Origin of the sequence: Vibrio glycogenivorans (assembly GCF_051660965.1) — a bacterium.
GTDB lineage: Bacteria > Pseudomonadota > Gammaproteobacteria > Enterobacterales > Vibrionaceae > Vibrio.
In genome coordinates, this window is the sequence record NZ_JBPVIS010000007.1 from 50872 (window position 1) to 75374 (window position 24503).

General features: G+C 49.8%; 23 protein-coding genes. 18 read left to right on the forward strand and 5 right to left on the reverse strand.

Going from position 1 to position 24503, the window contains the following annotated elements:
* The first annotated feature begins 128 nt into the window (after nt 1-128).
* Nucleotides 129-1316, forward strand: coding sequence for a BaiN/RdsA family NAD(P)/FAD-dependent oxidoreductase (locus tag ACSTTG_RS14670; protein WP_438459687.1), 1188 nt, complete (start codon nt 129-131; stop codon nt 1314-1316).
* A 185-nt stretch (nt 1317-1501) separates the two neighbouring features.
* Here the strand turns inward: ACSTTG_RS14670 and ACSTTG_RS14675 are convergent, their stop codons facing one another.
* Complete coding sequence (locus ACSTTG_RS14675) at nt 1502-2410, reverse strand: DMT family transporter (RefSeq protein ID WP_438475361.1); 909 nt, start codon at nt 2408-2410, stop codon at nt 1502-1504.
* 133 nt (nt 2411-2543) lie between these two features.
* Between ACSTTG_RS14675 and rmuC the strand changes: the two genes are divergently transcribed.
* The 7 genes from rmuC (at nt 2544) to tatC (ending at nt 8712) form a co-directional block, all read left to right on the forward strand.
* Nucleotides 2544-4073: a DNA recombination protein RmuC gene (gene rmuC, locus ACSTTG_RS14680; RefSeq protein WP_438475362.1), complete on the forward strand. Its 1530-nt coding sequence runs from the start codon at nt 2544-2546 to the stop codon at nt 4071-4073.
* 72 nt (nt 4074-4145) lie between these two features.
* Nucleotides 4146-4925: a bifunctional demethylmenaquinone methyltransferase/2-methoxy-6-polyprenyl-1,4-benzoquinol methylase UbiE gene (ubiE, locus tag ACSTTG_RS14685; protein ID WP_438459690.1), complete on the forward strand. Its 780-nt coding sequence runs from the start codon at nt 4146-4148 to the stop codon at nt 4923-4925.
* Between the two features lie 9 nt (nt 4926-4934).
* Nucleotides 4935-5540: a ubiquinone biosynthesis accessory factor UbiJ gene (locus ACSTTG_RS14690; RefSeq protein WP_438459691.1), complete on the forward strand. Its 606-nt coding sequence runs from the start codon at nt 4935-4937 to the stop codon at nt 5538-5540.
* Nucleotides 5537-7204 (forward strand): ubiquinone biosynthesis regulatory protein kinase UbiB, encoded by a 1668-nt coding sequence (gene ubiB, locus ACSTTG_RS14695; protein WP_438475363.1) that lies wholly within the window; start codon nt 5537-5539, stop codon nt 7202-7204. Before ACSTTG_RS14690 ends, ubiB begins: the two co-directional genes overlap by 4 nt.
* Nucleotides 7205-7236: 32 nt before the next feature.
* A complete protein-coding gene (gene tatA / locus ACSTTG_RS14700; protein ID WP_438459693.1) occupies nt 7237-7476 on the forward strand; it encodes a Sec-independent protein translocase subunit TatA in 240 nt (79 codons plus the stop codon).
* Between the two features lie 3 nt (nt 7477-7479).
* Complete coding sequence (tatB, locus tag ACSTTG_RS14705; protein ID WP_438459694.1) at nt 7480-7893, forward strand: Sec-independent protein translocase protein TatB; 414 nt, start codon at nt 7480-7482, stop codon at nt 7891-7893.
* 63 nt (nt 7894-7956) lie between these two features.
* Nucleotides 7957-8712 carry a twin-arginine translocase subunit TatC gene (tatC, locus tag ACSTTG_RS14710; protein WP_438475364.1) on the forward strand — a complete coding sequence of 252 codons (756 nt, stop codon included), beginning with the start codon at nt 7957-7959 and terminating at the stop codon, nt 8710-8712.
* Nucleotides 8713-8850: 138 nt separating this feature from the next.
* Here the strand turns inward: tatC and ACSTTG_RS14715 are convergent, their stop codons facing one another.
* On the reverse strand, nt 8851-9612 hold the full coding sequence (locus tag ACSTTG_RS14715) for a TatD family hydrolase (protein WP_438459696.1): 762 nt from the start codon (nt 9610-9612) through the stop codon (nt 8851-8853).
* A 191-nt stretch (nt 9613-9803) separates the two neighbouring features.
* Here ACSTTG_RS14715 and hemB point away from each other — a divergent pair, with 191 nt between their 5' ends.
* From hemB to spfP, 4 genes are all read left to right on the forward strand, one after another.
* Nucleotides 9804-10802, forward strand: a complete 999-nt coding sequence (gene hemB / locus ACSTTG_RS14720; RefSeq protein WP_497583961.1) for a porphobilinogen synthase — start codon at nt 9804-9806, stop codon at nt 10800-10802.
* A gap of 79 nt (nt 10803-10881) precedes the next feature.
* Nucleotides 10882-11337, forward strand: a complete 456-nt coding sequence (locus tag ACSTTG_RS14725; RefSeq protein WP_438475365.1) for a GNAT family N-acetyltransferase — start codon at nt 10882-10884, stop codon at nt 11335-11337.
* Nucleotides 11338-12140: 803 nt separating this feature from the next.
* Complete coding sequence (gene polA / locus ACSTTG_RS14730; RefSeq protein WP_438475366.1) at nt 12141-14936, forward strand: DNA polymerase I; 2796 nt, start codon at nt 12141-12143, stop codon at nt 14934-14936.
* Between the two features lie 193 nt (nt 14937-15129).
* Nucleotides 15130-15177 carry a small protein SpfP gene (gene spfP / locus ACSTTG_RS14735; protein WP_438356636.1) on the forward strand — a complete coding sequence of 16 codons (48 nt, stop codon included), beginning with the start codon at nt 15130-15132 and terminating at the stop codon, nt 15175-15177.
* A 793-nt stretch (nt 15178-15970) separates the two neighbouring features.
* Here spfP and yihA read toward each other — a convergent pair.
* Complete coding sequence (yihA, locus tag ACSTTG_RS14740) at nt 15971-16627, reverse strand: ribosome biogenesis GTP-binding protein YihA/YsxC (RefSeq protein WP_438459700.1); 657 nt, start codon at nt 16625-16627, stop codon at nt 15971-15973.
* A 149-nt stretch (nt 16628-16776) separates the two neighbouring features.
* Between yihA and ACSTTG_RS14745 the strand changes: the two genes are divergently transcribed.
* The 5 genes from ACSTTG_RS14745 to hemN all read left to right on the forward strand — a co-directional run bounded on the left by ACSTTG_RS14745 (nt 16777) and on the right by hemN (nt 21362).
* Nucleotides 16777-17394: a c-type cytochrome gene (locus ACSTTG_RS14745; protein WP_438459701.1), complete on the forward strand. Its 618-nt coding sequence runs from the start codon at nt 16777-16779 to the stop codon at nt 17392-17394.
* A gap of 800 nt (nt 17395-18194) precedes the next feature.
* On the forward strand, nt 18195-18833 hold the full coding sequence (locus tag ACSTTG_RS14750; RefSeq protein WP_438475367.1) for a class I SAM-dependent methyltransferase: 639 nt from the start codon (nt 18195-18197) through the stop codon (nt 18831-18833).
* Entirely contained in the window at nt 18833-19411 is a 579-nt protein-coding gene (gene yihI / locus ACSTTG_RS14755) for a Der GTPase-activating protein YihI (RefSeq protein WP_438475368.1), read from the forward strand. Before ACSTTG_RS14750 ends, yihI begins: the two co-directional genes overlap by 1 nt.
* A 10-nt stretch (nt 19412-19421) precedes the next feature.
* On the forward strand, nt 19422-19913 hold the full coding sequence (locus tag ACSTTG_RS14760; RefSeq protein ID WP_438459704.1) for a DUF2489 domain-containing protein: 492 nt from the start codon (nt 19422-19424) through the stop codon (nt 19911-19913).
* Between the two features lie 45 nt (nt 19914-19958).
* A complete protein-coding gene (hemN, locus tag ACSTTG_RS14765; protein WP_438475369.1) occupies nt 19959-21362 on the forward strand; it encodes an oxygen-independent coproporphyrinogen III oxidase in 1404 nt (467 codons plus the stop codon).
* Between the two features lie 79 nt (nt 21363-21441).
* Here hemN and ilvY read toward each other — a convergent pair whose 3' ends face one another.
* Entirely contained in the window at nt 21442-22332 is an 891-nt protein-coding gene (gene ilvY, locus ACSTTG_RS14770) for an HTH-type transcriptional activator IlvY (RefSeq protein WP_438475370.1), read from the reverse strand.
* A 170-nt stretch (nt 22333-22502) separates the two neighbouring features.
* Between ilvY and ilvC the strand changes: the two genes are divergently transcribed.
* On the forward strand, nt 22503-23987 hold the full coding sequence (ilvC, locus tag ACSTTG_RS14775) for a ketol-acid reductoisomerase (protein ID WP_438475371.1): 1485 nt from the start codon (nt 22503-22505) through the stop codon (nt 23985-23987).
* 219 nt (nt 23988-24206) lie between these two features.
* On the opposite strand, the gene ubiK is transcribed toward ilvC, so the two are convergent.
* Complete coding sequence (gene ubiK, locus ACSTTG_RS14780; protein ID WP_438459708.1) at nt 24207-24458, reverse strand: ubiquinone biosynthesis accessory factor UbiK; 252 nt, start codon at nt 24456-24458, stop codon at nt 24207-24209.
* Between the last annotated feature and the right edge of the window lie 45 nt (nt 24459-24503).

Here is a 24503-nt window from a genome sequence, read left to right on the forward strand (position 1 = left end):
GCTGGGCGTTAAGGATACCTTGCGCTAGTTTGCCCCGCGCTGACTTTGCGGCTAAAATACCCACCAATCATGGAGGATGTGCTTTGCGCATCCTTTTTTTATTTCCGCGAGTAAGAGAGTAGATGGGCATGAGTAAGCACGTTGACGTGGTTGTTATTGGCGCAGGTGCAGCCGGACTAATGTGTGCCGCTGAGGCGGGGAAACGAGGTCGAAGCGTGCTGGTGGTGGATCATGCAAAGAAACCGGGACGCAAAATCCTGATCTCTGGTGGAGGCCGATGCAATTTCACTAACTATGATGTGAGCGCGCAAAACTATTTGTGTAACAACCCTCACTTTGTTAAATCGGCCTTGTCACAGTACACCAACTGGGATTTTATCTCTTTAGTGAGTAAGTATGGCATCGAGTTTGAAGAGCGCGATCATGGTCAGCTGTTTTGCCTCGATTCAGCCAAGCAGATTGTCTCAATGCTTCTCGCGGAGTGTGAACTGCCCAATGTTGCTTTCCAATACCAAGCTGATGTCCACTCAGTTGAGCAGCAAGAGCAGGGTTTTCGCCTGTCTATCAACACTGAGACAGTAACATGTGACTCCTTGGTTGTGGCCACAGGTGGCTTGTCGATGCCAAAACTTGGTGCAACCCCATTTGGTTATAAGCTGGCGGAGCAATTTGGCCTATCGGTTGTGCCGACCTGCGCGGGCTTGGTGCCGTTTACTCTGCATAAAGAGGACAAGCAAACCCTCGATGATTTGTCGGGGATTGCTGTCCCTTGTGAGGTGACGGCTCAAGATGGCACTATGTTTAAAGAGGCTTTGTTGTTTACTCATCGTGGACTTTCAGGGCCCTCTGTGTTGCAGATTTCCTCATTCTGGAAAGCGGGACAGTCAGTGAGTATTAACCTGGTGCCAAACGAAGATGTTGCTCAACTGCTGGAAGTTTCCAGAGAGAAACACCCCAACCAGACTTTGAAAACCACGCTCGCCAAAGTGCTACCGAAGCGCTTGGTTGAGGTGCTGATCGCGCGCCGTGAGCTTGATGACCGTCCACTGAAGCAGTTCAATGCCAAGCAGTTTGACCAGGTCGTAGAGCAACTGGAAAATTGGCAAATACTGCCCAATGGCACCGAGGGTTATCGCACCGCAGAAGTGACCCTTGGTGGGGTCGATACCGATCAGTTCTCGTCAAAAACGATGGAGTGTAAATCGGTCAAGGGCTTGTACTTTATCGGTGAGGTTCTAGATGTGACCGGTTGGCTGGGGGGCTACAACTTTCAGTGGTGTTGGAGTTCGGGGTTTGTTGCTGGGCAATGGGCCTAAAAGAAAGGTTCGAGGCGCGGGGACGGGCGTTGCCCTTCGGGGAGCGAGGGGTTTTGTGCGTGAGTTTAGTCACTCGTGCCCTTATATAGGGTGCTTTGCAATATATACCTTAGGACCGACAGTACATGAGAAAACAGCAGGCTTGGCCTGCTGTTTTTGGTTTGGTCTTCGATAAATCGCGTTGGTTATCCTTGTTCTGCTGAGGCTTTGGCCTTCTTCCCTAGTTTAAGCTGTTGGATGACTAAGCCTGAGATGATCAGTACTAATCCCATTAGTGTGCTTGGGTGGATTTGCTCGCCGATGATGGTGGCGAGTAAGAACAATGATATGAAGGGGGAGGCAAAGATAAGGTTGCTGATCCGGGCGGTATTGTTGGTGAGTTTTAACGCCGACAACCACAAAACAAAGGTAACCCCCATTTCAAACAGCCCCACATAGCTTACCGCTAGCCAACCGCTGCGGCTGATCACACTTAAATTACCGCCTTCATAGAGCATCAACCCTACCGCAAATGGGATCGCGACCAAAAAGCCGAGCAGCACGCCAACGATCGGGTCGGCTTGGTTTTTGGTATTGAGGATCCAGTAGCCTGCCCAAAGCAAAGTAGAGAGCAGGGCAAGGCCCACCCCGAGTGGGCTCTCAAAGCTAAGGCTCAAAACGTTACCTTGCGTAGCAATCACAATAACCCCAAGGTAACTCAGGCTACAGGCGACCCAATCCTGCTTGCGGATCTGTTGGCCAAGAAATAGGGCGGCCATTAGGGTCAAGGTGATTGCCCAGCTGTAGTTGATCGCCTGCGCTTGCGAAGCGGGCAGCAAATCATACGCCTTGAATAAGATTAAGTAGTAGGCCAGTGGATTGATCAGGCCGAGTAGTAAGTAGTAACCGGGGTTGGCAACAAAGGTAGGCACAATCAGCTTGAGCGTGCCTTTTACGGCGCAGATAAGCAGCAGCGCAAGCGCAGAGACCATGCTGGCAAAGGTAAGCATTTGAATTGGGGAAAACTCCGCTAAGGTCAGTTTAAATGCGGTAGCCACCGTTGACCAAAGCAAAACGGCACTAAGGCCAAATAATAGCGCGCGGCGCTCATTCATGATCGAGTCCATTGATTAGAAAAACAGTTTGCCGCTAAGTGTATCGGGGACAATCAAGGGCAAAAACTGGACATTTATCCAGTATAAAAATACCATTATCAATTAATTACACGCGTTAGGAAGGATCGCAGATATGCAGTGGCTCACCGAGCATCACACCACCTTATTGGCCCTGATCGGTGGCGGCGTAGCCAGCGCTGGCATTGTTGGCTGGTGGGTAAAAAGCGCCATGCAGCGCCAATACCAGCAGCTTGAGCAAGAGCTTGAGTTGTCGAGTCAGCGGTTTGAGCTTGAGCGCGCCCAGTTGCAACAGCGTGTGAGTGATAACCAGCGCGAGCTCGACCAGCTCGACCTTGAGCGCGACAAAGCCGCTCATGAGCTTAAGCAAACCCATGGCAAGATGATGGCGATGATGGAGAAACTGCGCCATTTCGAAACCTTGCGCCAAGAGCGGGAGCGCTATGCTCACGAGGTGGATAAACTGCGTGAAGAGAAATCTGAGCTGAGCGCCAGCCTGCGAGAGCAAGAGGCGCGTCATGAGCAAGAAAGCAAGGCCAATACAGACAAGCTCAAGTTGCTCGAACAAGCCGAAGAGCGGCTGAAGCAGCAGTTTGAACAGCTCGCGAATCAGCTGTTTGACAGTAAAACCGCCAAGGTTGATCAGCAAAACCGCATCAGTCTTGAGGGGCTGCTTTCTCCATTAAAAGAGCAGTTGGAAGGCTTTAAGAAGCAGGTCAATGACAGCTTTAACCTTGAAGCTAAAGAGCGTCACACTCTTGTCCATGAGCTGCATAAATTACAGCAACTCAATGAGCGTATGACCACTGAGGCGGTCAATCTGACCAATGCGCTTAAAGGCGATAACAAGCAGCAAGGCAACTGGGGTGAGGTGGTTCTGGCGCGCGTATTGGCTGAGTCAGGCTTGCGTGAGGGGCACGAATACACCACCCAAACTAGCCTGAAAAACGAATTAGGTAAGCGTTATCAGCCGGATGTGATAGTCAATCTGCCGCAAGGTAAGCAGGTGATTATCGATGCCAAGATGACGCTAGTGGCTTATGAGCGCTACTTTAATGCCAGTGATGACAGCGAGCGCCAGCAAGCCCTGAGTGAGCACTTATTATCGGTGCGAGGGCACATTAAAGGGTTAGGGCAGAAGGATTATCATCAGCTACAAGGCGTTGAGAGCTTAGATTACGTATTGATGTTTATTCCGGTTGAGCCGGCTTTCCAGGTTGCGATTGAGGCAGACCCTAGCTTGGTTAGCGATGCGTTTGATAACAATATCCTCTTGGTCAGTCCAACCACCTTGCTGGTGGCGCTACGCACCATCGACAATCTATGGCGCAACGATCGCCAGAATCAAAACGCCAAACAGATTGCTGAGCGAGCGGCTCGCCTTTACGACAAGCTGCGTCTGTTTGTCGATGATATGGAAGGTCTTGGTGGTGCACTGGACAAGGCCAATCAGCAATATCAAGGCGCAATGAACAAGCTAGCCACTGGCCGAGGCAATGCTATTCGACAGGCTGAGAGCTTTAAGCAGCTTGGGGTTGAGATCAAGCGTCCCATCTCACCGAGTGTCGGTGATAAAGCGGTTGATGAGCAAGACGCACAATTAACACAAGCGCAAAGACAAGCGATAGAGGATAAAGTAAACTAGGTTTTCGCAGCAGCAAGGGGGAACGACGTACTACTCCCCCTGAAGTGGGCTGTATCAAGAGGAAGAGAGAAAATGGACACCAGTGTAGATACGCAACAAATAAAAGAAAATCAGGACACTACGCACTTTGGCTTCACCACGGTAGCAAAAGAAGAGAAGGTGCAGAAGGTTGCACAAGTCTTTCACTCTGTTGCGGCAAAATACGACTTAATGAATGATTTAATGTCGGGTGGCGTTCATCGCCTATGGAAGCGTTTCACTATTGATTGCAGTGGCGCAAGACCTGGGCAACGTATTCTCGATCTCGGTGGTGGCACCGGCGATCTGACCGCCAAATTCTCACGCATCGTTGGCGATAAGGGCCATGTCGTATTGGCGGACATCAATAACTCGATGCTTAATGTGGGACGTGACAAGCTGCGAGATAGTGGGGTGGTTGGTAATGTCCACTATGTGCAGGCCAACGCTGAGGAGTTGCCGTTCCCCGATGATTACTTTGATGTGATCACCATTAGCTTCTGTCTGCGCAATGTGACCGACAAAGACAAAGCTCTGCGCTCAATGTTTCGTGTGCTCAAGCCCGGTGGTCGACTGTTGGTACTCGAGTTCTCAAAGCCGATTGTTGAACCTCTGTCTAAAGTCTACGATGCCTATTCATTCCATCTGCTGCCTAAAATGGGTGAGCTAGTGGCCAACGATGCCGAAAGTTATCGCTACCTGGCGGAATCGATTCGCATGCACCCCGATCAAAACACACTCAAAGCCATGATGGATGAAGCGGGTTTTGAGCAGACCAGCTATTACAACCTGACCGGTGGCATTGTTGCTCTGCACCGAGGATACAAGTTTTAGGGAGGCACTATGCCATTTATGCCGTTGGTGACTGCAGGCATAGAGACTGCGCTCAACCTATGTATTAGGGAAAGCGATGAGGCCAAGGCTCGTCTCAGCCGCCTACGTGGGCAGGTGATTCGTGTTAAGCTTCAAGAGCTCAATCATGCCCTGACATTCATTTTCACCCAACAGATCGATGTGCTTTCTGAGTATGAAGGCATCCCAGATTGTGACTTAAAGCTCTCTCTCATGGTGCTACCTGAGCTGAAAGATCGCTCGAACATCACTCGCCTGATCAAGCAGGGCAAGCTGGAGCTCGAAGGGGATATTCAATTGGCTCAGTCGCTGGCGAAGCTGCTCGATGAGGCCAAGCCCGACCTAGAAGAGTGGCTAGCGAAACTCACCGGTGACGCCGTGGCTCACAGCGCCGTCTATGGTATCAAGCAAGCCGGACAGCTGGTTAACTCGCAGCTTAAACGGCACCAAAGCCATTTAGCACAGGTGTTGACGGAAGAGTGGCGAATTGCCCCCGCGCCGCTAGAAGTGGCGCATTTTTGCGATCAAGTGGACGACGTGCAAAGCCAAGCACGACGTCTTGAGGCGCGCCTTAAAGCGCTTCAGGAGACACTATGACGCCATCTGAGTTAAAGCGTCTGTATCGTATTATCCAGGTCCAGCTCGAGTTTGGACTTGATGAGTTGCTCGCGAGCCCGCCTAGTACCATCACCGATACACTGACCCCAAGCCTTGAAGGCTCGCTGTACGCCCGCAAAGCGCTGTTTTGGATCAAAAATCGCCACCCGGATAAATCACTCGGTGAGCGCTTGCGTCTTGCGCTTCAGGAGCTCGGTCCTGTTTGGATCAAGTTCGGTCAGATGCTCTCTACTCGAAGAGATCTTCTCCCACCACACATTGCCGATCCGCTTGCTGAACTGCAAGATAACGTGCCGGCCTTTGATGGCAAACTGGCGCGTAAGCAGATTGAGGCGGTGTTGGGTGGTGAGCTTGAGCAGTGGTTTAGTGACTTTGATGAGGTGCCTCTTGCCTCTGCCTCAATTGCTCAAGTGCATACCGCTAAGTTAAAGGACACCGGACGTGAGGTAGTGCTTAAGGTGATCCGCCCTGACATTCGCTCAGTGATCGAGGCCGATCTCAAGCTGATGTACCGTATGGCGCGTCTGGTGGCGAAGATGCTACCGGAGGCAAGAAGGCTCAAGCCTGTCGAGGTCGTACGCGAGTACGAAAAGACCTTGCTCGATGAGCTTGATCTGCGCCGTGAAGCGGCGAACGCTATCCAACTGCGTCGCAACTTTGAGGGCAGTGAAGAGCTGTATGTTCCCGAGGTGATCACCGAATTCAGTAATCAAACCGTCATGGTTTCTGAGCGAATATATGGCTACCAGGTCTCAGATATAGAGGGACTGCGCGCTAACGGCACCAATATGAAGCTGCTGGCGGAGCGAGGGGTGACGGTCTTCTTTACCCAGGTCTTCCGCGACAGTTTTTTTCACGCCGACATGCATCCAGGTAATGTGTTTGTCGTCAAACAGCATCCAGAGAACCCGAAGTGGATTGGGCTCGATTGTGGCATTGTTGGTACACTCAATAGTGATGATAAGCGCTATCTGGCTGAGAACTTCTTGGCGTTCTTTAATCGCGATTATCGTCGTGTTGCTGAGTTGCATGTTGAGTCGGGCTGGGTTCCACGTGAAACGAATGTGGATGAGTTCGAGGTCGCGATTAGGATCGTGTGTGAGCCGATCTTTGCTAAGCCTTTGTGTGAGATTTCCTTTGGTCACGTGCTGCTTAACCTGTTTAACACCGCACGTCGCTTTAATATGGAGGTGCAACCACAATTGGTGCTACTGCAAAAGACCTTACTCTATGTTGAAGGTCTAGGCAGGCAGCTTTATCCGCAGCTCGATCTATGGGATACGGCCAAGCCATTCCTGGAAGAATGGATGATGAATCAGATTGGCCCGAAGGCGGTAGTCAATGCAGTGAGAGACCGCGCACCCTATTGGGCAGAAAAACTACCCGAGCTACCAGAGCTGCTGTACGATAGCCTCAAGCAAGGTAAGTCGATGAATCAACGCATGGAAAAGCTCTATCATGGCTATAGGGAGTCGAAGCGTAATCAGGCAACCGGGCAGTTTTTATTTGGTATCGGTGCCACACTTATGGTGTGTTCAGCGATACTTATAAATCACCATCATTATGATGGATTATCGTTACTAGGAGCGGCATTGGGCTGTATCGCTTGGCTAATGAGCTGGCGAGCTTACCGTCGCAAATAGCATATTCTCAACATAACCCGAGGAACGAGAAAATGGGTGGTATCAGTGTTTGGCAACTTCTAATCGTTGCCGTTATTGTAGTATTACTGTTTGGAACCAAGAAGCTTCGCAACATTGGCGGCGATCTTGGTAGTGCGGTGAAAGGCTTCAAGAATGCGATGAGTGAGGACGACAAAGCAGACAGCAAAGACGCCGACTTCGAGCAGAAAAACCTTGAGCAGCAGAAAACGGACGCTTCTGTTGAAACGAAAAAAGACAAAGAGCAGGCATAATCCGTGTTTGATATTGGTTTCTGGGAACTGATATTAATCTCTTTGGTGGGGCTAGTGGTCATAGGGCCTGAGCGTCTCCCGCATGCCATCCGCAGCGTTTCTCGCTTTATCTCCGGTGCAAAAGCGATGGCAAACAGCGTTAAGGACGAGCTGTCTCATGAACTTAAGGTTCAAGAGCTGCAAGAGAATCTCAAGAAAGCAGAGCAGATGGGGATGAAAGACCTGTCGCCTGAGCTCAAGTCTTCGATTGATGAGCTCAAACAAACTGCGCAAGAGGTTCAGCGTCCTTATGAGGATAAGACGTCGTCCGCGTCTGAAAAAACTCAGCCCGTAGAGCAAGCTAAGGCTCAGCCAGCAGAGATGTCAACGCAAGTTGATAGTGCAACTGGCCAGTCGACCCGCTCTAAAGATGAGTGATGTTCCCATAGAGCTGCCGTTTGAGCAGCTCTTGTTGTCTTTATTTCTCCCAAGAGGATGGATATGTCTTCTGTAGAGCAGACTCAGCCATTGATCTCGCATCTGCTTGAGTTGCGAGACCGACTGCTGCGTGCCATGGCCGCGGTGTTGGTGATTTTCCTTGGCTTGATTTACTTTTCCAACACAATTTATGAGTTTATCTCAGCGCCATTAGTTGAGCGTCTTCCCGAAGGGGCAACGATGATCGCGACCGACGTTGCATCGCCGTTTTTCACCCCACTAAAATTAACTCTTATCACCGCGGTATTTATCGCGGTGCCGTTTATTCTTTATCAGGTGTGGGCGTTTGTCGCACCAGGCTTGTATAAGCATGAGCGTAAGCTGGTGATGCCGCTGTTATTCTCCAGTTCACTGCTGTTCTATTGCGGTGTCGCGTTTGCTTACTACGTGGTGTTCCCGCTGGTGTTTGGCTTCTTCACCGCGATCTCGCTGGGCGGGGTTGAATTTGCCACTGACATCTCGAGCTATCTCGATTTTGTGCTCGCGCTATTTTTAGCCTTCGGTATTGCCTTTGAGGTACCAGTCGCGATCGTGCTGTTATGCTGGACTGGGGCAACCACACCAGAGAGCCTTGGCCAAAAACGACCTTATATTGTGGTCGCCGCATTTGTGGTCGGCATGATGCTCACGCCACCGGATATGATCTCACAAACCCTGCTGGCCATCCCTATGTGTCTGCTGTTTGAGGTCGGCTTGCTCGTCGCAAGGTTCTACGTCCGCAAACCAGACCAAGACGAACAAGAAGAGCAAGAGGATTAAATACTCTCTAGCCAAACAAAAAAGACCAAGCGAAAGCTTGGTCTTTTCTATTCCAGATAGTGTGATTTTCAGATAAACGAGTAACTTACCTCGCGAGAAAGACGTCTCGCTCCTCGAATCTCGCCCCTCGACACTCTCTTAGAGTTGGAAAAGTTGTTTGGCATTAAAGGTCGTCATCTCATCCACCTCACTGAGGCTCAGTCCACGCAGGTCAGCGATACGCTCAGCCACTAGGCTAGTGTAGGCGGGCTCATTACGCTTGCCACGATGAGGGACAGGCGCAAGGTAGGGGCAGTCGGTTTCTAGAATCACCTTGTCCATATCAAGGTGTGGGATCACCTTATCCATGCCACCATTCTTGAAAGTCGAAACACCACCAAGACCTAAATGGAAGCCGAGCTGATTAATCGCTTGCGCTTGCTCAACACTGCCGCCAAAGCAGTGGAACACGCCTCGTAAGCGACCATCTTGAGCCGTTTCGAGTAGGTTCAGGGTTTCTTCTATCGAGTCGCGAGTGTGGATCACCACTGGAAGGTTACGCTCTTTTGCCCAATCAAGCTGAGTGGCAAATGCCCATTCTTGCTCTTGGCGATAGGTCTTGTCCCAATAAAGATCGATACCAATCTCACCCACGGCAATAAAGGAATGACGGTCAAACCATGCCTTGATGGTCTCGAGAGTCGCTTCAACGTCGCCATCAACATAGCAAGGGTGCAATCCCATCATCGAGCGACACACCTCGGGGTAGCGCGCCTCAGTGGTGAGCATAGGCTCGATAGAGTCGAGATCAATATTCGGCAGCAGGATGTGGTGAATGCCTTGGCTTAGGGCACGCTGAACGACTTCGTCGCGATCTTGGTCAAACTCGCTAGCATAGATGTGAGCATGGGTATCTATCATGATGCTTCTCTTGGTAAATCGGCTGTAGCCCTAGGGTACTCCTGCACATTTACAAAGCAAGCGCTGATTTTGTGCGGTAATGGCTAGCGCGCCTCGACTACGGTGATATGATTCAAACAGGTAAAATAACAAATCCAGCCAAGGAGAAGCCTGTGTCAGCAGCAGTATTAGGTCAGTTCCCCCTTCGCCGTATGCGTCGCATGCGCAAACACGATTTTAGCCGCCGCTTAATGGCGGAAAACCAACTCTCAGCCAGTGATCTGATTTATCCAATGTTTATCTTAATGGGTAAAGACCGCCGCGAGCCGGTGGAGTCGATGCCTGGTATTGAGCGATTATCGATTGATTTGATGCTGGAAGAGGCGCAGTACCTGGCTCAACTAGGCGTTCCTGCTATCGCTCTCTTTCCGGTGGTCAATCAAGATGCCAAGAGCTTGTGTGCTGCGGAGTCTTTTAACCCAGAAGGCCTAGTGCAGCGCGCGGTGCGAGAGCTAAAAGAGCATGTGCCTGAGATCGGGGTGATCACCGATGTGGCGCTCGATCCATTCACAACGCACGGTCAAGACGGGATCATTGATGAGGAAGGTTATGTCCTCAATGATGCTACGACCGAGGTGCTAATCAAACAAGCTTTATCCCATGCAGAGGCAGGGGCCGATGTGGTTGCTCCTTCCGATATGATGGATGGACGCATTGGTGAGATCCGCGCTGCGCTGGAAGAGGCGGGTTATGTGAATACCCAGATCATGGCCTATTCAGCCAAGTACGCATCAAGCTATTACGGTCCGTTTCGTGATGCTGTCGGCTCGGCATCAAACCTTAAAGGTGGTAACAAGAAAAACTACCAAATGGATCCCGCCAATAGCGATGAAGCACTGCAAGAGGTGGCGATGGACATCAACGAGGGTGCGGATATGGTGATGGTGAAGCCGGGTATGCCATACTTGGATGTAGTGCGTAGAGTGAAAAGTGAACTGCAGGTGCCGACCTTTGCTTATCAAGTTTCAGGTGAGTATGCGATGCACAAAGCGGCGATTGAAAATGGCTGGCTGTCTGAGCGTGAAACCGTGCTTGAGTCGCTGCTATGCTTTAAGCGTGCCGGGGCAGATGGTGTGCTGACTTACTTTGCTAAGCAAGTTGCCGAGTGGTTGGCGGAAGAGAACGCGCAGGCGTCAACAGCGTTAAAGTAGCCTTGAGCTCAGCATAGAGTTGTCAGGTTGGCGCCAACTGTGTAAGGTGCCAACCTTTTTTATTGGCTGAGGTAAAAAGATGATCACAGTACGAGAGGGCTCGCTGCAAGAAGTCGAACAGATTGTGGCGAGCATCACTGAGTTTGCACGCAAAGAGACGGTCGATACTCTTTCTGCGCGGCTGGATGACAAAAAAGCACTGATACTGGTAGCCGAGGAAAATGGCGACCTGTTGGGCTTTAAGATCGGCTATCAACTTGATGCCGTTACTTTTTATAGCTGGTTTGGCGGCGTTTCGCCACTGGCAAGAAAGCGCGGTGTCGCGCAAATTCTAATGGACTGGCAGGAGCGTTGGGTGGGTGAGCAGGGCTATCATCAGCTCAAGGTTAAGTCGCGTAATCAGTTTCCAAGTATGCTGCGTCTGCTGATCCGCAATGGCTATCAAATAGAAGACTTCGAGCGCGTTGATCCCTTGGCCGAGTCGCGAATTCATTTTTGTAAACAGATCCAAAGTGAGCCAGTTCAAGCTAATTGAGATTAATTCTCAAATAGAGCTTGCATTCGTAAATGATAACTATTATTGTTTAGGTGTCGGTGCAAACACTGTTATTAGAAGTAGTCAGGTGGAAAGGCGCTTCTTTCGCATCAAATTTATCTCGCGGGTAACAAGGTTTGTATGGCACGACATTGCTCACATTGCTTCCAGTGTAATTTTATAGCTTTCGGGTTCGTGGCAGTACGTTACAACGATCGCGCTCCCTCTTTTCGCTAAGCGACTCATCATGAGTCGCTTTTTTTATCCTTCAGGAAGAGCAGAATCGAGAGGCGAGATCGTTTCACTGCGAGAACGCTTCGCTCGAGGTGGTGGAACACTTGACTGCAGTGATCAAGGTTGAGAAGTTTTCTCGACTCTCGACTCTCGACTCTCGACTCTCGACTCTCGCTTCTTTGTTTTTCAGATAAAAATTCTACACAAATTGACGATCCATTGGCTATGTTTTAGTCGGGTGCTTGTTCACGGGTGGATCCACTTTAAGTCAAGCAAAAATGGCCAACAAACACTTTTTTCCACAATCAATGATCTGTTTTGGATCATCTTGGTCTACGCTGATCTTGGTTTAATTCTCTTTAAAACAGAGGTTTGTGTGTTTTTTTTACTTCGAGTGTGAATAAATCATGCTCGGGTAAGAAATTATATAAACAGAGTTATCCACAGGTGGCGTGTGTGGCTGTCAAGGGAAAATAAGGATTTATTCCACCGTGAGAGCATAGAAACCAAACCGCTCCCGTGGCATTCTAGGCAGATTCCTTTTCGCTTATCTTTGGATACTTCAAATTATGGCTCGTATTCCTGATAATCCGTTGATTCTTATCGATGGTTCTTCTTATCTCTACCGTGCATTTCATGCTTACCCTGGCACCATGAGTAATGGTGATATCCCAACCAATGCTGTTTACGGCGTGGTGAATATGCTGCGCAGCATGATGCGCCAGTTTGCCTCTGAGCGTATTGCGGTGGTATTTGATGCCAAGGGCAAGACCTTCCGTGACGAGATGTATTCGGAGTACAAGGCAAATCGACCACCAATGCCTGACGATCTGCGCTGCCAGATAGAGCCTTTGCATCAGGTGATCCGCGCGATGGGTTTGCCATTGATCTCTATCCCGGGCGTTGAGGCTGATGATGTGATCGGCACTCTTGCTCATCAGGCATCTCAGGCTGGAATGCCAGTCCTGATCAGTACCGGTGATAAAGATATGGCGCAATTGGTGGACGATAATGTCACCCTGATCAACACCATGACCAATGTAGTATTAGATCGCGAGGGCGTGGTCGAGAAGTTCGGCATTCCACCAGAGCTTATCATCGACTACCTCGCTTTGATGGGCGATAAGGTCGATAACATCCCAGGCGTGCCAGGAGTCGGTGACAAGACGGCCACCGCGTTGCTACAAGGGATTGGCGGCTTGAGTCAGCTTTACCAACAGCTTGATGATATTGCGCCGCTTGGCTTTCGTGGCTCGAAAACCATGGCTAAAAAGTTGGTGGACAACAAAGATAACGCCATGCTCTCTTATGAGTTGGCGACGATCAAACTCGACGTTGAACTGGAAGAGACACCAGAATCACTGGTGAAGCAAACCCCAAACAAAGACGAGTTGATCAAACTCTTCGGTCAGTTGGTGTTTAAGTCTTGGCTCAATGAGTTACTTGAGGGCGGTAATGGCGTGGTGGAAGCGGATGGTTCAGCAGCAACCTCATCTGCAAGCCCGTCAGCCGCAAGCCAAAGCGAAATCGACACCAGTGCGGTAACCATCGATCGTAGCCAGTATGAAACTATCTTGGATCAAGACGGATTTAATCGTTGGCTAGAGAAGCTTAAACAAAGTGATGTGTTTGCCTTTGATACTGAAACCGACAGTCTCGACTATATGGTCGCCAATCTGGTTGGCTTGTCATTCGCCACTGAAGAGGGCGTCGCAGCCTATGTTCCAGTCGCGCACGACTATCTTGATGCCCCTGAGCAGCTTGATCGTGATTGGGTACTGGCTCAGCTCAAGCCAATCCTAGAAGATGACACGCAGGCGAAAGTCGGACAGAACCTAAAATACGATGCGAGTGTGTTGGCACGCTACGGCATCGAGATGCGTGGCATCAAGCACGACACGATGCTCGCGTCTTATGTTTACAACAGCGTTGGTGGCAAGCACGATATGGATAGCTTGGCGCTGCGCTTCTTGCAGCACAGCTGCATCTCGTTTGAGCAGATCGCTGGTAAAGGCAAAAACCAACTGACCTTTAACCAAATTGATCTCGAGCAGGCCTCACCATACGCGGCAGAAGACGCGGATGTTACTCTGCGCTTGCACAATCGCCTTAGCGCGAATCTTGATCAAGACGAAAAACTCAAGACCATCTATCAAGATCTAGAGGTGCCTTTGGTGCCAGTTCTATCGCGTATGGAGCGCACAGGGGTGTTGATCGATGACATGCTGCTGGGTGCACAATCGCAGGAGATAGCAGCGCGCTTGGATGAGCTAGAGCAGCAAGCGTATGAGATCGCAGAGCAAAAGTTCAATATGAACTCGCCAAAACAGCTGCAAGCGATCCTATTTGAGAAAATGGGCCTGCCAGTAGTGAAGAAGACGCCATCGGGCGCGCCATCGACCAATGAAGAGGTGCTGCAAGAGCTGGCGCTGGATTATCCATTGCCAAAGTTGATCCTTGAATATCGTGGCCTAGCGAAGCTTAAATCGACCTATACTGATAAGCTGCCGAAGATGATCAATCCGGAAACAGGGCGCGTACACACCTCGTATCACCAAGCGGTGACGGCGACCGGACGCCTTTCTTCCACCGATCCTAACCTGCAAAACATCCCAATTCGTAACCAGGAGGGGCGTCGTATCCGTCAAGCGTTCGTCGCACCGCATGGCTACAAAATCCTCGCGGTCGACTACTCACAGATTGAGCTGCGTATTATGGCGCACCTGTCGGGTGACAAAGCGCTATTGGCTGCCTTTAGAGAAGGCAAGGACATCCACGCGGCAACCGCGGCAGAGATCTTGGGCGTTGATATTGAGCAGGTGAGCAGTGAGCAGCGCCGCCGCGCGAAAGCGGTCAACTTCGGCCTTATCTATGGTATGAGCGCGTTTGGCTTGGCTAAACAGCTCGGTATTCCGCGTGGTGAAGCACAGTCTTACATGGATACCTACTTCGAGCGCTACCCAGGTGTGATGCAGTATATGGAAGACACTCGCAGCGCCGCGTCTGAGCAGGGCTATGTTGAGACTATCTTTGGTCGTCGTCTCCACCTACCGGAGATTAAATCGCGCAATGGCATGCGTCGTAAAGCAGCAGAACGTGCAGCCATCAACGCGCCGATGCAGGGCACCGCAGCGGACATCATTAAAAAGGCCATGTTGTTGGTCGATGAGTGGATAGAGCAGCATGGGGCGGGGCGTGTGAAGCTTCTGATGCAGGTACACGATGAACTGGTACTGGAAGTTGAAGAAAGCCACCTTGGCGAAATTGAAAGTAAAGTACAGGAATTGATGGAATCTGCAGCACAACTTGAAGTTCCATTGGTCGCAGACTCAGATCACGGTGACAACTGGGATCAGGCTCACTAGACAAAATTTAGTTAAAGTTGATCAATAAGTATGAGCCAGCGCACAAGTGCTGGCTTTTTTTTGTCGTCAACTAACTCTGCCTAGATAAGTGTGTATTGTAAGTTAATAAAACTTTAATGAAAAAAAACTACAAAAACTGTTTAAATTTCCAACCGTTTGATGTACATTTATCTGCGTAGGGTACAGAGGTAAGATGTTCTATCTTTCAGACCTTTTGTTTCACGTTATTGGATTAGGCTGATTCAGCCGCCCCAGCTAGTTTTTAGCTGGGGCGTTTTTTATTGGGGCAAGCAAAAATTTAAGCCTATAACTATCAGTATCTTAATAACTATCTCTCCCACAGCATTTTGCCGTTCTATGGCCAACCTTGGGCTTCTCTGTTCGTCTTTTTAAACCAGTCGATCTCGCTAATCCGTCATTTTGTTGAGCAGCTTTTTTTGTAATCAAATTAGCAATTTGTGCCTGAATGACAGTCACACTTTTGTTATTTTTATTAACTAATCAAGCCTAAATGTTATCGAATATTAATTAAGTGTTTGTTCTAAAACGTTTTTATTCTTGAGTGCATCGAGCGCGTCGAAGTTGATTCTCTGTCACTAATCAGGAATCCTAGAGACACAACAATAACTACCTATCGACTTCTCTCCCGTTACCCCACTGTTATCAGTGGGGTTTTTTATTTTTTGCTTCTCAAAAAAGAGGCGAGAAGCGAGAAACGGGATCGGGCTAGCGCCCTGCGAGGGGCAAGGTTCGAGGTGCGGGTACGGGCTGTCGCCCTACGGGTAGCGAGGGGGTTTGAGCGCGTGGTGTGTGCTTCGGTTTGTACTTAGAGGGGGCGAGGTGCGGGTACGGGCTGTCGCCCTACGGGTAGCGAGGGGATTTGAGCGCGTGGGATGTGAGTCGTTTTGTAGGTAACAATAAGATGGGCGGAGACGAAAGGCTGCTATTTGAGAGGCGAGGGGTTTAACCTGTGGTAAATCCTCGCTTCTCGCAGCGAAGCGATCTCGTCTCTCGCCTCTTCCCGCCAGGGAACGTTATTCAGGTGTGTCGTCTTGCTCTGGTTCTTCAGCTTCTTCTGCTTGAAGTAGTGCGGGAGCGAACCATTCGTCTAGTTTGTTGCGTAGGATGTCGACGCCAAGTCCTTTTAGGGATGAGAATGCATCGACGCGTACATCACCGCCGAAGGCCATCGCCGCTTCACGGATCTTTAGTACCTGGGCTTTGCGGGCGCCTTGCTTAAGTTTGTCAGCCTTGGTGAGCAACACTTGGACTGGGATGCCGCTGTCGACTGCCCAGTAGATGAGTTGTTGGTCTAGGTCTTTCATTGGGTGACGGATGTCCATCAACACCACCAAACCTTTCAGGCATTGACGTTTTTGCAGGTATTCACCCAGTGACTTTTGCCACTTCTTCTTCATCTCAAGCGGGACTTGAGCGAAACCATACCCAGGCAAGTCGACAATGTGGCAGCCCTCAGTCACCTTGAAAAGGTTGATCAGCTGAGTACGCCCCGGCGTTTTACTGGTTTTTGCTAGGTTACGCTGGTTGGTCAGGCGGTTCAGTGAGCTTGACTTACCCGCATTAGAGCGTCCAGCAAACGCGATCTCGATACCTTCATCTTCAGGTAAGTGGCGAATGTCTGGCGCACTCGTGATGAAGTGGGTGTTTTGATAATGAATTTTTACGCTCACTGTTAACTCCATCTCGACTTTTTGTAGTCGATTGATTACTTTTTTGTGAAATTGTGTAAAATAACTGTGCTAAGCACAAGATCGCAATAGTGTACCATGAGAAGCACTGCAGCGTGGTACTGGAAGCTTGATAATTATAATGGAATGTCATGAAGAAATTAGCGCTAATCGTAAGCCTTATCGCCAGTTGTTCCACATGGGCAGCCGGTAATATCGAAGCAGGTAAGGCAAAATCTCTCACGTGTGCAGCATGTCATGGAGCGGACGGCAACAGCCCCTTGGCCATTTATCCAACTCTAGCAGGTCAGCACGCAAAGTACATTGAAAAGCAATTAAAAGAGTTCAAGCTGGGGATGTCCAGTCAGGGCAAGCAGGGGCGTTATGACCCGGTCATGAGTGGCATGGCTATGCCCCTTAGCGAAGAGGATATGGCGGATTTAGCCGCTTATTACGCCTCAGTACCGATTGCACATGCCACAACGCCTGAAGATGTGGTTGAGCAGGGTAAAGTGCTGTATACAGCTGGTGATATGGAACGTGGTGTGACGGCATGTATCGCGTGTCACGGCCCGCGCGGTAATGGCACCAGTTTGTCAGGCTTTCCTAAGATCTCTGGTCAGTACCCAGAATACATCAAAGCGCAGCTAGAGATGTTCCGCGATGGCAATCGTGCTAACGATATGAATGCCATGATGCGCGATATAGCACGCAAGCTAACTGACGAGGACATCGATATCCTGTCCAAGTATGTTGGTGGTTTGCACTAGAACGACTAAAAAGCGCCTAAAGGGCGCTTTTTTTAGGGGGGCGGGGAGCGGGTTACACTTCGTTCCGAGGTGCGAGTTGTATGAGCTCGTTGTGCAGCTCTGTGATCGACAATCTTTGAGCCGAGTGTTATCTCCTCGCTCCCCGAAGCGAAGCGTCCCCGCTCCTCGTACCTGTTACCTCGCACCCAGATATTCTGTGATCCAATACAACCTAACAGGTACTTGGGATTTTTAGCGACACGTCAACTTTGCCTGTAGGTTTGTGCGAGATTCGCCATAGTCGATATGGCGGTTGACGTTTTATTTTTTGTAAGTGATTGATCGATAATTGAACTAAAAATTCAGCCCTAAATTAACTTGCAAAATAGCGATTTTGAGCTTGTTGAGATGTGCTACTGAGTTAAAGTGAATCCATCGGCAGGAAGCTGATAAAGGAAAACGGGCTCGGAGAGCCACCAAGGACGCGAGCAGGGAGCTCGGATGATTGAGCATGGAGTGTGTGGTCGTCAGGATGATGGCTGTAACAGGGATGGTTAATTAACGTCTAAGGAAAAGACAGTGGTATGGAGCAGGCAATGGACTTGCCCAGTGACAGGACGTTATCAGGGAACGTGAAAACTCATCAGGATGATGAAAAACCATAAAATTGGCAGGGAAAGCACGAAAAACAAAAGGAATATTGGGGCACATTACTAGGTGCAACAAATTTTAGCCGCTAAGGCAGTCAGAAAGCGATAGGGTGACCTATCGCTTTTTTTCTATTTCTGGTATGTTTCGCATCCTTATTTGAGGATCACGTTATGCATCTATGTCCTTTGTGTTATCACTCTGATACACAGCACTTTCATCAAGACAAGCGCCGCAGCTATTTGCAGTGTCAGCGCTGTCAGCTGGTTTTTGTGCCTGAGCAACAACGACTCGATGCTGAGACAGAGAAGTCACATTACGATCTTCATGAGAATAATCCGCTAGATATGGGGTATCGTGCCTTTCTTTCACGCATGGCAGACCCCATACTCGAACGTATACAACCCGCTTCATCAGGCCTTGATTTTGGCTGTGGACCCGGTCCAACACTACACTTGATGATGCAAGAAGCGGGACACTCTATGTCACTGTATGATATCTATTATCAGCCAAACAGTGACGTATTGAGTACTGCCTATGACTTTATGACGGCGACTGAGGTGATTGAACACCTTTACCAGCCGGGTGAAGTATGGCAACAATGGTTGAATCTGGTTAAGCCAGGGGGCTGGATTGGTATTATGACCAAGCTAGTGATCGACGCAGAGGCGTTTGCTTCGTGGCACTATAAGAATGACCCGACTCACGTGGTCTTTTTTAGTCGTGCCACGTTTAAGTACTTGGCAGAGCGGGATAGGCTCGAACTTGAATTTGTTGGTAAAGATGTAATTTTACTCAGGAAGACCCAGTAATGAGTCGTGCAAAAAAAGCAAGATCTGGCGGTAACCTTGACGTTATCGTGGTTCGCAACCGTACACAGTCTGATGTTGAAGGCCGTGAGCGTAAAAGATTGAAAAAGCGTAAGGGCCTAAAAACGGGTACCCGTAACTCAGAGGCAAAAGCTGAGAAGGCGCTTGGTACTGGTCAAAAGCGTGACCCACGCCTTGGCAGCAAGAAGAAAATCCCACTCATTGTGGAAGCGCCGAAGAAGCTAACTAAATCCGAGCGTAAGGTGTCGGCTCAGCAAGAGTTGGCAGCGATCGAGAACGACGCACAATTGCTTGTGCTGCTTGAGCGTTTGGAGAACGGTGAAAAGCTTGGTGCGGGTTTGCAGAAGTTTGTTGATCAGAAACTGGATCGTATGGAAGTGCTGATGAAGCAGCTTGGCATCTACGATCAGTTAGAAGAAGATGATTCAGAAGAAGACGAACTTGATATCGAGCAAGAGGCAGAAGAGCAAAAGCCTGTTAAGGCGGCGAAACGCTCAAGCAGCGATGATGAGCTTCTGTCTCAGTTTGAAGGTCTCGATCTGAACGATTTCAAAGGATAGGAAAGTCGCTATGAATGTAACCTTGTTAGCAACCCTTGGCAGCTTGATTATTCTTGGCTTGGCGGGTTACGCTGGTTACCTTCTGCTGCAACTTAAAAAGCAAACGGAGTTGCAACAGCACCACAAGAAATTGGCGCTTGATAAACGCAACGCCAACATTTTCGATAATGTTAGTACGCTATGCGCGGCAGGTATTGAAGGGCAGTGCGATCTGTCTGAGATCAGCATCCGTGTCTACTGCATTATGGATTATGTTCAGGGCGAACAGCGAGTTGACTTTGACGCGACCTATCCAGCCATTGCAGAGCTGTATCATGTGGTCAAAGATATGGCTCGCGGTGACGATCGCCAAGCACTTGAAAAACGTGAGCGAATGAAGCAAAACCTGGCTCGGCAAAAAGCAGAGGCCAGACTCACGCAAGACATAATCGAGGAACTTAAGCGGCTGAAACAGCAAATTGCGCCATTGAATAACCAAATCAGTATTCAAACAGTGCACTAGGGTTGTGTGATTTAGCCTACACAGTGATAAAGCGGAATTAGAATCATGTCTCATGAAGTAAAATCTCAGCAGGTCACAGACCAGCAACAGATAGTTTGGGATCAAGCGGTACTGGATAAATACAACTATTCAGGGCCTCGTTACACCTCATATCCAACGGCGTTGGAGTTTCATGAGATGTTTACCGTGTCAGATTACGATATGGCGTGTACCCAGTACCCTGATCGTCCTCTGTCGCTGTACATCCACATCCCGTTTTGTCATAAGCTGTGTTATTACTGCGGCTGCAATAAGGTCATTACTCGTCATAGCCATAAGGCTGATGAGTATCTTGATATCCTCGAGCTTGAGATCCGCACACGTGCTTCGCTGCTGCAAGGGCGTCGTGTTACTCAACTGCACTTTGGCGGTGGCACACCGACCTTCCTTAGCGAAAGTCAGATCAGCCGTATTATGGCGATTGTGCGCAGCGAGTTTAATTTTGCTGCCGAAGCTGAAATCAGTATTGAAGTCGACCCGCGTGAGATTGAACTCACCATGCTCGACCACTTGCGTGCCGAGGGCTTTAATCGCCTGAGTATCGGTGTGCAGGATTTCAATAAGCAGGTTCAGCAACTGGTGAACCGCGAGCAGGATGAGCAATTTATTATTGAGATGGTGGCGCGCGCTAAGCAGTTAGGCTTTCGCTCTACTAACCTCGATTTAATCTATGGCCTGCCAAAGCAAACTCAGGCTTCTTTTGCCGAGACGCTTGCTCAGGTGTTAGAGATGCAACCAGGGCGCCTATCGGTGTTTAACTACGCCCATATGCCGCAACTGTTTGCCGCGCAGCGCAAGATTAAAGATGAAGACCTGCCCGTCGCACAAGAAAAGATGGCCATCTTACAAGACACGATTGCCACTTTAACTGGTGCAGGCTATCAGTTTATCGGTATGGATCACTTTGCTCTGCCAGACGATGAGTTGGCCGTGGCCCAGCGCGCAGGCAAGCTGCATCGTAATTTCCAGGGCTACACTACTCAAGGTGAGTGTGACCTAGTTGGTTTTGGTGTGTCGGCCATCTCGATGGTGGGTGATACCTACGCGCAAAACCAGAAAGACCTCAAAACCTATCGTGAGCAGGTCGAGATGCAGCGTCATGCGATTTGGCGTGGGGTGGTGCTCGATAGTGATGACATCATTCGCCGCGAGGTGATCAAGCAGCTTATCTGTAACTTTAAGCTCGATAAGGCAGAGATTGAGCGCACCTTCGGCGTGCGGTTCAATGCTTACTTCAAGCAAGACCTCGAGCTACTACAGACGTTTATCGATGATGAGTTGGTGGAGAATAATCCGCGCTCTATCGATGTGACTTTGCGTGGACGACTTCTGATCCGCAATATCTGCATGTGCTTTGACAAGTACTTGCGTGATAAGGCGCGCCAACAGCAGTTCTCGCGCGTGATTTAGCATCGCAATGGAATATCAAGTGCAAGCCTCGGCTTGCACTTTTGCGTTAAGGGCTGGAACTATTTAAGTCTGAATAGACTTAGGGTTGAATATAGGTGCTTTCGGCAACCTGCCACAGCGCCTTGATCAGCGGGTTGTCCTGCTGAGCAGCTTTGCACACCACCCCCAACTTAAATGGCTCAATCGGCGCGGTGCTCAATCGAGTGATCTTATCTTTAACCGGACTGTTGTTGATCACCACATCTGGAGCAATCCCCACACCACATCCTAAGGCGACCATACTGACGATCGCCTCATGCCCCGATACCTGTGCGTAGATATTGGGCTTTATCTTCATCGCCTTAAACCAAGCATTAGCCCGCTCACGCGCCGTTCCGGCTTCAGGAAGGATAAAGGGCACCTTGGTCCAGTCTGGCGTATTGCCACTTAGGGCATCGGCAAAACTATGGATGCCGGCAGGGGCAATCACCGAGAGTGGAATCTCACTGATCGTCTCGAAAGCAAGGCGGGCAGGCAGTTGATCGGGTTGAGCTGAGATCGCGATATCCGCCTCGTCGTTTAACACCTTATCAATCGCCTGCGCCGGGTCGCCAGTGGAGAGTTTGAATTCAATGAAGGGATGCTGGTGGCGAAACACGGATAACAGCTCTGGCAGATGGCTATAGCTGGCTGTCACTGAGCAAAATAGGCGAATTTCTCCGCGCAGCACCTGCTCAGAGTGATTGCTCATGGTGTGAAATTGCTGCCACTCAGCGACGATACGCATCGCCGCGGGGAGCAGGTTCTTGCCGGCTGGAGTGAGTTCAACGCTGCGATTATCACGCACCAATAGACGTTGACCGGCCTCTTGCTCAAGCTTTTGGATTTGGCGACTGAGGGCCGAAGGGCTGATGTGCATGGCCGCGGCGGTGCGGCTGAAGCTTTGGCTATCACACAAGTGGATAAACAGTTGTAGTGATTTGATATTCATACTGAAAGTCGGCAATCCTTGCGAAAAAAGTACGTTGCATAAGTTGCAACGATAAGTTGTGAATATATCACTTTAAGCAATTGAGTGCCTGCTTTAGTATGAACTCATTCAGCACACATGCTGACCGCAATCAAGATAGACGGACGAATTCACTGTAAGGAGAGGCCCTCATGGCTAACTATTTCAACACCCTAAACCTACGCCAACAATTAGACCAATTAGGTCGCTGTCGTTTTATGGACCGCGATGAGTTTGCCACTGAAGCGGACTACCTAAAAGGTAAGAAAGTCGTGATCGTCGGCTGTGGTGCACAGGGTCTGAACCAAGGCCTCAACATGCGTGATTCAGGTCTAGACGTGTCATACGCACTACGTCAGGCAGCTATCGATGAGCAGCGTCAATCTTACAAGAATGCTAAAGAGAACGGTTTTGAGGTGGGTGCTTACGAAACCCTGATCCCTCAAGCTGACCTAGTGGTAAACCTAACGCCAGACAAACAGCACACCAACGTTGTTGAGACCGTCATGCCACTAATGAAGCAGGGCGCAGCGCTAGGTTACTCACACGGCTTCAACATCGTTGAAGAGGGCATGCAAATTCGTTCTGACCTAACCGTTGTCATGGTAGCGCCTAAGTGTCCTGGTACGGAAGTTCGTGAAGAGTACAAGCGTGGCTTCGGTGTACCAACGCTTATCGCGGTTCACCCAGAGAACGATCCACAAGGTGAGGGCTGGGATATCGCTAAAGCTTGGGCGGCAGCAACGGGTGGCCACCGTGCGGGCTGTCTAGAATCTTCATTTGTTGCAGAGGTGAAGTCTGACCTAATGGGTGAGCAGACTATCCTATGTGGCATGCTACAAGCGGGCTCTATCGTGTGCTACGAGAAGATGATTGCTGACGGTGTTGATCCAAGCTACGCAGGTAAACTGCTGCAGTTTGGTTGGGAAACCATCACTGAAGCACTTAAGTTCGGTGGCATCACGCACATGATGGACCGCCTATCAAACCCAGCGAAAATCCGCGCGTTTGAGCTTTCAGAAGAGCTAAAAGACCTAATGCGTCCACTGTACAACAAGCACATGGATGACATCATCGAGGGTGAATTCTCTCGCACTATGATGGCGGACTGGGCAAACGACGATAAGAACCTACTAGGCTGGCGTGAAGAAACGGCAGAAACGGCGTTTGAAAACTACCCAGCAAGCGATATCGAGATCGCAGAGCAAGAGTACTTCGATAACGGTATTTTGATGGTCGCAATGGTTCGCGCCGGTGTTGAGCTAGCGTTCGAAGCCATGACGGCATCAGGCATCATCGATGAGTCAGCGTACTACGAGTCACTACACGAGCTACCACTGATCGCCAACACTGTTGCACGTAAGCGTCTATACGAGATGAACGTGGTTATCTCAGACACCGCTGAGTACGGTAACTACCTATTCGCTAACGTAGCAACACCATTACTACGCGAGAAGTTTATGCCTTCAGTAGCCACAGATGTGATTGGTAAAGGCCTAGGCGAGAGCTCAAACCAGGTAGACAACCAGCGCCTAATCGAAGTTAACGAAGCCATCCGTAACCACCCAGTCGAGTACATCGGCGAAGAGCTACGCGGCTACATGACAGACATGAAGCACATCGCGGTTGGCGGCTAACTCTCTCTGTTAAATTTGGCTAATTTTGAATAGGAAGCCATCGACGTTTGTCGGTGGCTTTTTCGTTTTCAGGTACGAGGAGCGGGGACGGGCTTCGCCCTTCGAGGAGCGAGGAGTTGGGAGTGCGTGGTACTGCTCTGTGATCGATACTCTTAAAACGAGCGCGATCTCCTCGCTCCCCGTAGAGAAGCGTCCCCGCACCTCGCCCCATAGCGAATTCTATTCGCGTGAGATTTTTTGTTCTAATTCCGCTAGCTTCTGCTCCATTTCGGTGAGTTTTTGGCGGGTGCGGAGGAGGACTTGGGTTTGGACGTCGAACTCTTCGCGGCTGACGACGTCGAGTTTGTTGAGTTGGCCTTGGATGACTTGGCGAACTTTTTGGTCTACGTCAGCGCCGAGATCCTTGACGGGCTGGGGCATAGAGTCATGAATTTGTTTTGCGACTTGTTCTAGTTTTTTTGGATCAAACATGGTGAATATAACTCCTGTCAATTTGTCCTCATTCTATGTAATCAG